Source organism: Pedobacter sp. B4419 (assembly GCF_059693725.1).
Map to the genome: position 1 here is coordinate 2,228,296 of NZ_JCASSL010000002.1, position 11,933 is coordinate 2,240,228.

Annotated in this window: 9 protein-coding genes; 6 read left to right on the top strand and 3 right to left on the bottom strand. The window is 43.1% G+C overall.

Going from position 1 to position 11,933, the window contains the following annotated elements; all coding sequences use genetic code 11:
• Nucleotides 1-9 precede the first annotated feature (9 nt).
• The 3 genes from AC570H_RS21160 to AC570H_RS21170 form a co-directional block, all read right to left on the bottom strand.
• A complete protein-coding gene (locus AC570H_RS21160; protein ID WP_497358670.1) occupies nucleotides 10-675 on the bottom strand; it encodes an ABC transporter ATP-binding protein in 666 nt (221 codons plus the stop codon).
• Nucleotides 676-835: 160 nt separating this feature from the next.
• Nucleotides 836-2,290, bottom strand: a complete 1,455-nt coding sequence (locus tag AC570H_RS21165; protein ID WP_497358672.1) for a TolC family protein — start codon at nucleotides 2,288-2,290, stop codon at nucleotides 836-838.
• A 4-nt stretch (nucleotides 2,291-2,294) separates the two neighbouring features.
• Entirely contained in the window at nucleotides 2,295-3,548 is a 1,254-nt protein-coding gene (locus AC570H_RS21170; protein WP_497358674.1) for an efflux RND transporter periplasmic adaptor subunit, read from the bottom strand.
• A gap of 361 nt (nucleotides 3,549-3,909) precedes the next feature.
• Between AC570H_RS21170 and AC570H_RS21175 the strand changes: the two genes are divergently transcribed.
• The 6 genes from AC570H_RS21175 (at nucleotide 3,910) to AC570H_RS21200 (ending at nucleotide 11,932) form a co-directional block, all read left to right on the top strand.
• Nucleotides 3,910-7,371 (top strand): TraB/GumN family protein, encoded by a 3,462-nt coding sequence (locus AC570H_RS21175; RefSeq protein WP_497358679.1) that lies wholly within the window; start codon nucleotides 3,910-3,912, stop codon nucleotides 7,369-7,371.
• A 35-nt stretch (nucleotides 7,372-7,406) separates the two neighbouring features.
• Nucleotides 7,407-7,709 carry a GNAT family N-acetyltransferase gene (locus AC570H_RS21180; RefSeq protein ID WP_497358681.1) on the top strand — a complete coding sequence of 101 codons (303 nt, stop codon included), beginning with the start codon at nucleotides 7,407-7,409 and terminating at the stop codon, nucleotides 7,707-7,709.
• 252 nt (nucleotides 7,710-7,961) lie between these two features.
• Nucleotides 7,962-9,062 (top strand): hypothetical protein, encoded by a 1,101-nt coding sequence (locus tag AC570H_RS21185; protein ID WP_497358683.1) that lies wholly within the window; start codon nucleotides 7,962-7,964, stop codon nucleotides 9,060-9,062.
• Between the two features lie 25 nt (nucleotides 9,063-9,087).
• Entirely contained in the window at nucleotides 9,088-9,765 is a 678-nt protein-coding gene (locus tag AC570H_RS21190; RefSeq protein ID WP_497358687.1) for a head GIN domain-containing protein, read from the top strand.
• 20 nt (nucleotides 9,766-9,785) lie between these two features.
• Nucleotides 9,786-11,294: a DUF4833 domain-containing protein gene (locus AC570H_RS21195; RefSeq protein ID WP_497358689.1), complete on the top strand. Its 1,509-nt coding sequence runs from the start codon at nucleotides 9,786-9,788 to the stop codon at nucleotides 11,292-11,294.
• A gap of 83 nt (nucleotides 11,295-11,377) precedes the next feature.
• Nucleotides 11,378-11,932, top strand: a complete 555-nt coding sequence (locus AC570H_RS21200; RefSeq protein WP_497358693.1) for an RNA polymerase sigma-70 factor — start codon at nucleotides 11,378-11,380, stop codon at nucleotides 11,930-11,932.
• Nucleotide 11,933: the final 1 nt, after the last annotated feature.

Here is an 11,933-nt window from a genome sequence, read left to right on the forward strand (position 1 = left end):
GATACAGGGTTATTGAACTTGAGAACCATCAAATAAGCGCACTAAACGGTGGGTTTTGTTCGCCATGTTTTCATCGTGGGTAACCATTACGATGGTGGTGCCATCATTGCGGTTAAGGTTAATGAGGATATCCATAATTTCGTTGCCCATGGCGCTGTCTAAGTTACCCGTTGGCTCATCGGCCAAAATAATCTGTGGCCTGCCCACGATGGCACGTGCAATGGCGACTCTTTGGCGCTGTCCGCCTGAAAGTTGCGATGGGAAATGTTTTAGGCGATTGCTCAACCCAACTTTTTCAAGGGCTTCGGTAGCTAATGTTCTGCGCTCCTTAGCCGATGCCGTTCTGTAAAGCAGGGGCAGTTCTACATTGTCTAAAACCTGCAGGTCGTTGATCAGGTGGTAGCTCTGAAAGATAAAACCCAGTTTCTGGTTCCTGAATTTGGCCAATTGCTGGTCCGAAAAACTGGAAATCTGCTGGTTGTCTATTTGCACCAAGCCTTTCGAAGGCTCATCTAACAGGCCCATGATATTGAGCAGGGTACTTTTGCCACAGCCAGATGGCCCCATAATGGAGAGGAACTCGCCTTTGGCGATGTCCAAACTGATGCCATTGATGGCCAGGGTTTCTACCGTAGCCGTGCGATAAACTTTTTCAATGTTCTGTAAACGTATCATATCGTATAGTTAATGATTTTATATTAATTGGGTTAAAGGTTTAGGGTTAAAAATTTAAAGTTCAAAGTTGAAAGTTCAAAGTTGAAAGTTTGGGATGATGGCTTGAAATTTCATTCTTCCATTCATTCACTCAATCATTCTGTCATTCAATTATTCATTCTCAATAGGTTATTTTCTGGTTTTTTTCGAAGTCGTATAGCGATAGGTAGCGCAACTGATAATAAGCGCCCCAAAAATCTTTCAGCGAGCTTACATAATCTCTTTTGGCACGATCGTTTTCTTGAAAGGCGATACTGAGATCGGTAATGCCCAAATTGCCCAACACATAACGTTCACTCGCAATTTTATACTTCTCGGCCGCAATCTTTTCGGCGTCGGCGGTGAGTTGTAATTGCTCTTTCATCATGTTAAACAGCGTAACCTGGGTTACAATCTGTTGCTTAAAGGTTTGCTTATCCTGCTCTACGGCATAAGTGGTGAATTTTTCATTCGCTTCTGCGGTTTTGTAGCGTGATTTAGACCGGCCCCAATCCAGTATGGGAATAGAAAGCTGCAACTCTACAGATTGCTGGCTTTTTGGCGATCGATAAACATCAAAAGCATTATTGGCGGCATTCGAAAAACCCAAATTGGCTTTGAGGGTAGCCGTTAACCCATTTTCGCCTTTGGCTTTGGCCACATCCCGCTTGGCCTCCGCAATGCGTCTCACAAAGGCGATGGCATCAGAACGGTTGGCAAAAGCTTCGGATAATACCTTCTCTGATGCTACGCTCATTTGCTTAACGGCAGTTGGCATGTCGAGCACAATCCGGTCTTCGCCTTCTATGCCAATATAGCTGCGCAGGTTTAAGGTGGCAATTTCCATATCTCTTTTAGCTGTGCCTACGGCCTTTTGTGCATTGAGCTGTTCGAGCTGCAGCTGCAAAATTTCGTTTTTGGCAATTTTGCCCAGTTCAAACTTGGTGTTGGCAATGGTCAGGATCCTTTGCGTGTTTTCGAGATTGGTTTCGGCAATGTTCAGGTTTACCTGGGCCAGCAAAAGGTCAAAGAAATATTCGGTTACGGCAATCGATATTTTTTCCTGCGATTCGATATAGGCCTGCTTGCTTTCGTCAAATTTGAGCGGTTCTATTTTCTTGTCCCATTTGAGGCTGTTAAACTGAAGCAGGGGCTGGGTATAGCCGATGCCATAAGGAATGCCATTGTACAACACGTTGTTGCGGTCGAAATCGGTGAAACGTTGCAATTGCGTGGTGCCGTAAACGGTACCCCCCGTGGCTGCAATGCTTTGTTTAAAGTTGAGGGTTAATGATGAATTGTCGTTATGTACTGGCTGAAACAAAATGGTGCCGTTGGGCTGTAAAACCTGTGTGTAACTTTTGTTATAGCCGGGCAAAATACCTTCTAAAGCCAACTGAGGCTGATAGTTTGACCTAAAAGTGCGCCATTCCCAATATTTGGTTTCCTTTACGGTAATGGCCTGTTTAGCGGCGATGGAATTGCCTTTTGCCATTTCTACCACTTGAGGCAAAGAGAGGCGCAAGGTATCTGGCCCCGTGTAGGCAACAGCTGATAAAGCAGTAAGCAAAAATAAACCCAAGAGTAAAGTTTTCATCGTCTTATGGTTTGTTAATGGTGAGCACTTTCGAATGTTTGTAATTGCTCATTTCTGAGGTAATGATCACATCGCCAGGTTTTAGTCCGTTTACGATTTCGATATAATCGAAGTTGCTGAACCCGGTTTTAACCGATCTGCGTTCGGCCTTGCCCTCGCTGGTCAATACAAAAATATCCTGTTGGTTGGAGCCGTTAAACGCTGGTCCATTGGCTACACGTACCACATTGCTGTGTGTGGCGGTCACCAGAAAAACGTCGGCTTTCATGTTGGGGCGCAACAGTTTGTTGTTCTTTTCATCGAAACGGATATCGAAGGATACGATGCTGTTTTTAATGGCTGGCGAAATATTGATAACCGTACCTTTCAACAGCACATCGTTAATCCGGATAATGGCTGGCATGTTGTTGTGCAATTGTTCCAGCTGGTTTTCTGACATGTTACCCGCAACTTTAAAGCTGCTGAGGTCGGCAATACGCGCGATGGCTTCTCCCTGTTGCACACTGGTGCCGATGTTTTTGTTTACCCAGGTAACCACGCCATCCCTGGTAGCTATTACATTGGCCAAATCGAGCTTGCGTTTAAGGGCGGTGAGGTCGTTCCGTTGGATGGCCAATGCAATTTCAGCTTCCCTAATCTCGATTTTCATGGTCTGTTGCTTGCTCTTGATTTCGTTTTCGAGCTGCTGCTTTTCGAGCTCGGCAACTTTAAGGTTCAGCTGGGCCTGTTCAATTTCTTCTTTGGTACCGCCACCTGCTTTGAACAAGCGCTGTGCACCTGCTACCATATCTTTCAGGTTGCTGATTTTAAGTTGTTTGATGTTGTTGTTCGATTTGATATCGTAAAAGCTCTTTTCGAGATCAAGTTTAAGTTTGGCAATTTCATTCTGCTTCGATTCGATTTGGAAAACCAATTTGTCGTACTCGGTTTGGGCCTGCGATTTGTCGAGCGTTAAAATAGATTGCCCGGCTTTTACTTTGTTGCCGGCATCCATAATTACATTTTTGATAGAGGCGTTAATCGGACTGGCCAATACTTCTTCAAATTCTGGCAATACTTCGCCTGTTGCATTGATGGTATTTTCTATATTGCCCGTTTCTACCTTTGCCGTAGTAAATTCGGCAGTATTGATAGTGGGGTTGAGATAGGTGCGAACCAGCCAAATGCTGCAAGCCAGCAAAACCACTACGATAAGGGCAATGAGGTATCGTTTTTTCTTTCTTTTGGTAAGTACTTCTTCTTCAATAAGCTTGTCCATTTTGTAGGTTTTTACACCTAGCTTTACAAGCCGAATGCCAATATTAAGATATTGATAATAAGCTAATTATGATTTTTTTAAATTTAAAAAATGCCCGATATCGAACATTTTGCCTTTTATCGAACAAAGCCAAGCGTTTATTGGTTCATTAGCCGAAATAAGTCGATGGTTTGTACGCATTGGTATCGACTAATAAGTGTCAATCTGAGCTTGTCGAAGATAGATCCGAACATTTAAAAGCTTTTTGATGTGTTTCGGCAGGCTCAACATAACAATCATGGCAAAGCAACCTCTTCCATCTTACCTTTCCCATTTTTTGTTAGAATGATTATCTTCGCGCAGCATCCAGCGCTCAATTCTTATGAAATCTTCTTTTTATCGCAACTTGCTTAAAGTATGCGCATCAGTTGTACTGTGTTTGGCCATTCCTAACCAAGTTGTTGCACAGCAATCAAAATATAACCTTTTATGGCAGATTAGCGGCAAGGGCCTCAGCAAACCTTCCTACCTGTTCGGTTCGATGCACATCAAAGACCGTCGCGTTTTCAATTTTAGCGATTCGGTAATGAAGGCTATGGAAAACAGTTCGGCATTTGTGCTCGAAACCCATCCAGACAGCCTGTTAAAGGCATTGTACGATGCCACCATGCAGAGCGAAAAAAGCAACGTAGAAAAAACACTTACCAACGAACAGAAGGCAGAAGTGCTTGCACGTTTTGAGCGAAAAAATGGCTATGCACCCGATTCGGCCATCTTAAATAATCCCATGCTCATTTCATCGCTCATGAAAACCGATTATACAAAAGACGATGACATGCAGACTTTTGTTGATGCCTATCTGTATGGCATGGCCAGGACCTTTAACAAAAAAATCTTCGGCCTAGAGCGGATAAAAGACCAGGCCAGCAAGCTTTACGACGATAATGAGAAAATCGTGGAGCTGTTTGATACCGATGTGGAAGGCGAAAAAAGCTTTCGCGAGGATATGGTAGAGCTGTATGTACGCGGCAATATCGACGAGATTTTTGATTTTATAAAAGAGGATTACGGAGAGGATCCAGAACTGATCGCCAGAAATAAGGTAATGGCCGATGGCATGATCAACCTGTTTAAACACGATAATCTTTTTGTAGCGGTTGGGGTAGCCCATTTGCCTACCGAAACAGGTATTATTGCCCTGTTGCGCAAAGCGGGCTATACCGTAGAACCTGTTAAGGCTACGTTCACTGGCCTGGCCAAAAAATACGCCATCGATTATTCGAAAATGGAGTGGCGCAATTTCAAGGATTCGGTGAATAACTATAGCATTGATTTCCCTTCAGAACCCGTACGCACCAGGGCCAAAAACCTAAGTGGCGTAGTAGTTTTTTCAGATTTGGTTAACGAGGCTGTTTATACGGTATCGTCAAGGTTTATTGGTCCGGCTTCAGTAATAGAAAGCCGTTCGATTATAGATACCATCCTTAATGTGCACCTTAAGCAGCAACATTTAGAGCTGTTGAGCAAAAAAGAAATTACCGATGCAAACGGACACCTTTTGGTAGAAATAGAGGCGAAAAATAAAGACAAGTTTGTAAGGATGCGCTTGCAATATGCCATCGGTACTTTTTATGGATTATCTGTAGAAAACACTAAAAACAACCTGCACGATTATTACGCCAATCGGTTTTTCTCTTCCTTTAAGGTAAACAAGCAAAGCAATGTTTCGGGATGGATCGATTATAAAAATGAGGCAGGCGCTTTTACGGTAAAGCTGCCTGGTCAGCCAGAAGAAATTTCGAGAGAGATTCCCAATCCTCAAATGGCAGATAAGCCGTTTAAGCCCGTCATGTATTCGGTTACCGACCAGTCTAAATTGGTCAGCTATATTTTCTGGTACAACGACTACCCAGAAGGCATGTACATGGCCAATTCGCGTATCGTTTTTGATAATATAGCCCAACAGTTTGCCAGTAAGGGCGAAGTGGTTGGCGTACCTCGGGTGATTTACAAAGATGGGGTTGAAGGCAGGGGAGTTGACGTTATCGTGCAGGATTATTACATGGAAGTTGAACTTTATGTAAGGGGCAACAGGAGCTACATGCTGTTAAAGCAGAACCTTAATGGGGCCAGCAAGGCTGCTCCCGATCAGTTTTTCGAAAGTTTTCATTTTACGCCGATCCAACCTGCTGCAAGCCGTCCCTTTGCTTTGGCAAACGTTAAACTGCAAATGCCCGGAGAGGCCATCCTTGTTAAAACAGCAGAGGAGGAAGACGAAGGTGATGAAGATGCTTCGTATTTGAAAGACAGCCAATCGCATTATGCCATTAACAGAAATAGCGGTGGCGTATATGGCATCCAAACGGCAACCTTTAGCAAATACTATAAGCACAAGGATTTGGATAGTTTATACCAAGATTTGCTCAATACACAAAAGTTTGATGGAGATAGCTTAATTAAAATTGAAGATGTGCTCATTGGGGGCATCAAAGGCAAAGAATACACCGCAAAAGATACCTTGGGCGGTACCGAAAGAAGATCCAGGATCTGGATAGACCGAGATCGGTATTTTTTCCAGATGGCGATTGTAGGTAAAGAAGAAATCAATAGCAAAACAACAAACGATTATTTTAAGCAGATTGATTATACGCCTGTGCAAAGTACCTTTGACCTGAACAAATCGAAGGCTAAGTTGATATTTGACGACTTGCTGCAGACAGATACCGTAGTGCGTAAAAAAGCTTTTGGTGCGCTTGGCTACTATGAATTTGATACAACAGAGCTGCCTTTGATTTACGGAGCCTTAAAGAAAAGCTATGCCGACGATACTTTAAGAAATGGTGCAAGGGCCAGACTTTTATCTACGCTTACGGACATAAAAGATAAAAGCACCCTTCCTTTTGTTAAGGAATTGTTCAAGGCTAAAAACCCCGATATCCTCAAAGCGAAAATGCTTGCGGTTGCCCCATTAATTGATTCGACCAGCTACGATTGGTACCTTAAAAACCTGATAGCAACACCACCGCTCAAAATTACAGACTATTGGGGACTGTTTGCGCCATTAAGCGATTCGTTGACTTATGCCAGCAAACACCTTGATGAAATCCTGCCCCTGTTGGATGATGCAAAATACAGGACAATCATTTTGAATATCATTTCGGATCTTGCCCAAAACGAAAAGAACAAAGAAGTTTATTTGCCGTTGGTTGCTGGCCGGAGCGAGAAAATATTGGCGAAGGCAAATACAGACATCGATGCTTACCTATCGAACAAAGAAGACCATCCGAGCAATGTGTATGCGTACCTCAATATTTTGGCTAATCTTAAGCCAAGCCCGCTTACAGACGAGTTTACCAATAAGGTATTTAAGCTCGATTCGATGACTTACCTGCATACCGAAGCATTGGCCACAAGAATCAGGACAAATTTAAAAGTCGATCAGCGTATGCTCAGCGAAAAGCTGGACAGTTTGGATTCGCGCTATCGGATCATGGAAGCTTTTCATTTGGCAGACCGCCTAAAAGAAGTGCCTTCAAAGTACCGTAAACATGATGAGTTTGCCAAACTGATCGTATATAACCATGTGGCAGAAGAGTATGCGCCAGATGCGATAAACCTGGTTGGCCATATCGATGAGGATGGAGAAATCTATTATGTTTTCGAAATCGTTTATACAGAAGACGAAGAACCTAAAAGTTACATGGCTGTTTGTGGTGCTTTCGACAATAAAACCGAAGACTTGCAGTTTAATAAATATAGTTGTTACTGGGATTACGACCAGCTGGAGAAAGACTGGCAAAAGCAGGCAAAATCCCTAATCGAGTTGCTTAAAGAAGAAAAATAATCATAACCCCTATATTAATATCTGTCTTAAAAATCATGGAAGAACTCAAACTTAATTTAGATGCACGTAACCAAGGCGCTTTTATCGTAACAGAAAATGGAACCCAGCTGGGAGAAATGGCATTGGCTATTTCTGGCGAAGAACTGATCGTATACCATACCGAAGTTGCTCCCGAAGCCGAAGGCAAAGGATTGGCAAAGCAAATGCTCAATGCCATGGTAACCTATGCCAGAGAACACCACTTAAAAGTAATTCCATTATGCCCTTATGTACATGCCCAATTTAAAAGGCATCCGCAAGATTTTGAAGATATCTGGAAAAAGAACGAAGACGAGTAGCAATTAATTTTCGTTTTAATCTCGAATCATTAGCATTTATTTGTAGCCCAAACCCGATAAAGGTTTGGGCTATTTTATTGGTGTCTCCGCCAACAAAGCCCGTCGTCATGCTGGACCCCGATTCAGAATCTAATCAATAAAACTTAAATTAAATAACTGATAATTAGTTTCTTGTAATTTATTAAAAATTTTCTTGTTAGCAGCGTAGGGGTAGGTTGGCCTTTTGTTGTCTCATTTCTAAATCACAAGAAAATGAACAATAAATCTTATCAAATCAATCTCCTCGCCACTTTAAGAAACCTGCTGTTTTTAGGTTTGCTGTGTACAGGCTTTTCCGCTTTGGCGCAAACTAAAATACATTTCGGTTTAATCTATCCGGTGAGCAGCAACGGCACACATGCGCCCCTAGATACCAATAATCTTTCTATCCACCTGTTGGCTGGTGTTTCTTCTGTAGAGAACGGCGTTTCTTTTGCAGGCCTCTCTAATATTGTGCGCAACCATGCCTATGGTCCACAATTTGCCGGCTTTTCCAACCATATTGGCAAAAAGGCGGTAGGTCCGCTGTTTGCAGGTTTTGCCAATACCTATGGCGAGGGTAAAAGCGCGGCTTTTGCGGGCTTTGCCAATATCGCCCATGGCGAAGTAAAAGGTACTCAATTTGCCGGTTTCGCCAATATGGCAAAAGAGCTTAAGGGCGCACAGCTTGCGGGCTTCGCTAACATTGCAACCAATGGCAAGGCTTCGCAGTTTGCGGGTTTTATCAATGTAGCCAAAGATATTAAGGGAACCCAGATCGCAGGCTTTATCAATGTGGCTAAAAAAGTAAAGGGCGCTCAAATTGCCGGTTTCATTAATGTGGCCGATAGCAGCGATTGCCCAATCGGTATCCTCAACTTTATTAAAAACGGCGAAAAAAGCCTAGGCCTAAGCATCGACGAAAACCAAACTACCATGCTTACTTTCAGGTCTGGAGGCAAAGTTATGTACGGGATCCTGGGCATTGGCTATAACTTTAAAAACAAAGACGAAGTTTATGCTGCCGAAGCGGGCCTTGGTGCACATTTCTTCCCCTCAAACGCATTTAGACTTAACGTAGAACTCACCACAAGCACTTTGGAGAGCTTTAAGTTCGGCGAATACTTCAAGTCGTCCTTTAAAGTATTGCCAGCCTTAAAATTGGGCAACCACCTCGAGATTTTTGGAGGCCCCTCTTTCAATTACACTTCTACCAACACTGCCGAAGGCAAAGCCTTGCATACGCAGCACCTGCATACGTGGCAAAGCAAATGGTCTAATCGCGAGCAAAGCCTCTATATCGGCTATGGCGGAGGCATCAATTATATTTTCTAATCCATCAATCCTAACTCAACATATTATGAAATCGGTTTTAACATTTATTAACACAAAAGCCCTCTTGTCGCTTGCAACCATCCTCCTCTTTTTAAGCTCTTGCAAGAAAGAGTTCCTCTCGGGTAATGGTAACATGACAACAGAAACAAGAAATCCTGGAGTTTTTACAAAGTTGCACAATAGCGGTTCAACCCCTGTTCATATCGTGTATGGCAACGAATACAAAGTTGAAGTAAAGGGTTCGAGCAATTTGATCCCTTACTTCAGGACAAGCGTGAGCAATGGCAAACTCGAGGTGGGCTACGAAAGTGCAAGCGTAAGGCACGATGATATAGAGGTTACGGTAACCATGCCTACAATTGCGTTGCTTTCGCTGAGCGGTAGTTGCAAGGTAGACCTTAACGGAAGCTTTCCGCTGATCGATTTCTTAAATGTAGACATCAGCGGTTCTGCCGAGGTTGTGATGAAGAGCGATGCTATGGCTAATAATGTAGATGTAGACATTTCTGGCTCGGGAACGGTTAACCTCGAAAAACTCAGCAGCAAAAATGTAGAAGCCAGTATTTCGGGCAGTGGCGATGCGCGCATTGCCGTTCAAGAAAAGTTAAAGGCAGCTATCAGCGGCAGTGGTAAAGTTTATTATACGGGTAACCCATTAATCGATTCGCACATTAGCGGATCTGGAAAGCTCATCAAGTTCTAAACACACAAACACACACAAATATGTCAACTACTCAAACCTATTGGCAATCGCTCTCCAACCTTTTTGGTGCAGAGAAAGTAGCTTTAGCAGATGTTTACCATTTGCAAAGTAATGGGCCTAATTTACTGGCCTACGCTTTGCCCACCGTTTTCTTCATTACTTTATTAGAGTTTCTCGTCGCCCGTTTCGGTGAGCACCCTACCTACGAAAAGAAGGAAACCCAAGGCTCATTGCTAATCGGTTTGGGGAATTTGACTGTCAATCTATTGCTTAAAACAGGGTTGATCTGTGGTGCCATCTGGATCTACAACCTCTTGCCTTGGCGCATGCACATGAACTGGTACCTCTTGATTCCCTGTTTCATCATTTATGATTTCTGCAGCTATTGGTCGCACCGCATTTCGCATTATTGCCGCTTCTTTTGGGCCACACATGTAGTGCACCACTCGGCCGAGCATTACAATCTTACCGTTGCCTTCAGACAAAGCTGGGTACAGCATTTTAAAACGGTGTTTTTTATTCCGGTAGCACTTATGGGCTTCCACCCGGTAATTTTTCTGATTGCCAGTCAGCTCAGTACGCTGTATCAGTTTTGGGTGCATACTGAAGCCATCGGCAAGCTGCATCCGTTTATTGAGAAATATTTTGGTACGCCGTCTAATCATCGGGTACACCATGGTAGCCAGGAAAAGTATCTTGATAAAAACTTTGGAGCCACCTTTATGATCTGGGACCATATTTTTGGTTCTTTCCAGTATGAAGAAGAACAGCCGGTTTATGGGTTGACCACACCAGTAGAAAGCAAGACCAATCCTTTTATCCTTAATTTCCATGAGTACAGAGACATGCTCCGCGACATTAGGCACAGTGATGGGATCAATGAAATGCTGTTCTTCATTTTTGCCAGTCCCGGGAAAATATACAGGCACAAACTGGAACATGTACCTCTTCCCAAAGCGGTTTTAAAAGAGAAAAAAGTAAAAACCTGGCTGCTTAAAATCGCCTTGGTAATGGCTTTGTTGGTCTTGGGTCAAATGCTTTTTGCACAAGAACCTGTAGCTCCAAATCTGCCCACGCCAAAACGCAAAGACTTGTTGTTTTTCTTGCAGCGTACGCCTGATGCCAATACGGTGATCTACGAACTCAACTATAAAAGCGACGGCTCTGTTGATCAAGAAGCTCCGGTGAAAGGTTCATGGATCAGGTATGAAGAGCAAGGCAAATGCCGTGATTTAACGGGTATTGAAAAGAAGTTTGCCTATGGCGTAAAGTGCAAGGCGCTGGGCAACGACCAATTTGAAATCAGGCTGGTGGCCTATAAGAAAATGCCATTGTACCTCATCAAATCAGAAAGCGACCAAAAATACCACATGTATATTAAGGACGATGGCAAAAACCTCTTGCTTAAAAGGGTATTCGTTAAAATAAACGGAGGTTCGTTTTGGTTCCCCAATGTGCAGTACATAGACCTGTTTACGGTACATAGCGAAAGTGGGGCAGAGGTACTCAAAAGGATCAGTCTAGGCTGAATGATTTTGCTGCAAAGCTTAGCGTTCAGGATTTAACTTAATATATTTACGCAACAAAATTGAATCTATCCCTTACAATCTCGGTGAATAACTATACCAACCAAGCATTTGAGCAGCTGTTCAAAACCCATTACCAGGCTTTGCATGCTTATGCCAATCTCATTCTGAAAGATGAAGACTCGGCAGAAGAAGTAGTGCAGAACATGTTTCTCAAATTTTGGGAAAAAAGGGAGCTGCTTCAGGTAGAAACTTCCATGAAGGCCTATCTCTACAAATGCATTTATAACGATAGCCTCAACTTTTTAAAACACGAAAAGGTGAAGCTCAAGTACCAGGATTTTACCAAACATACCGCCGATCAGTTCAGCGATACGGCATCGGCAAAGGTAGAATTGAGTGAACTCGAAATCAGGTTGAGAGAAGCTTTGAACGAATTGCCAGAACAATGCAGGACTATTTTTCAGCTCAGCCGCTTTGAAGAGCTCAAATACCGGGAAATAGCCGAAAAACTAAACATCTCCATCAAAACAGTAGAAAACCAAATGGGCAAGGCCTTGAGGTTGTTGCGCATTAAGCTGGCCGATTTTCTGCTGTTGGCCTTGTTGGGCATGATGTATTACCAAGATTATCTAAATTAAG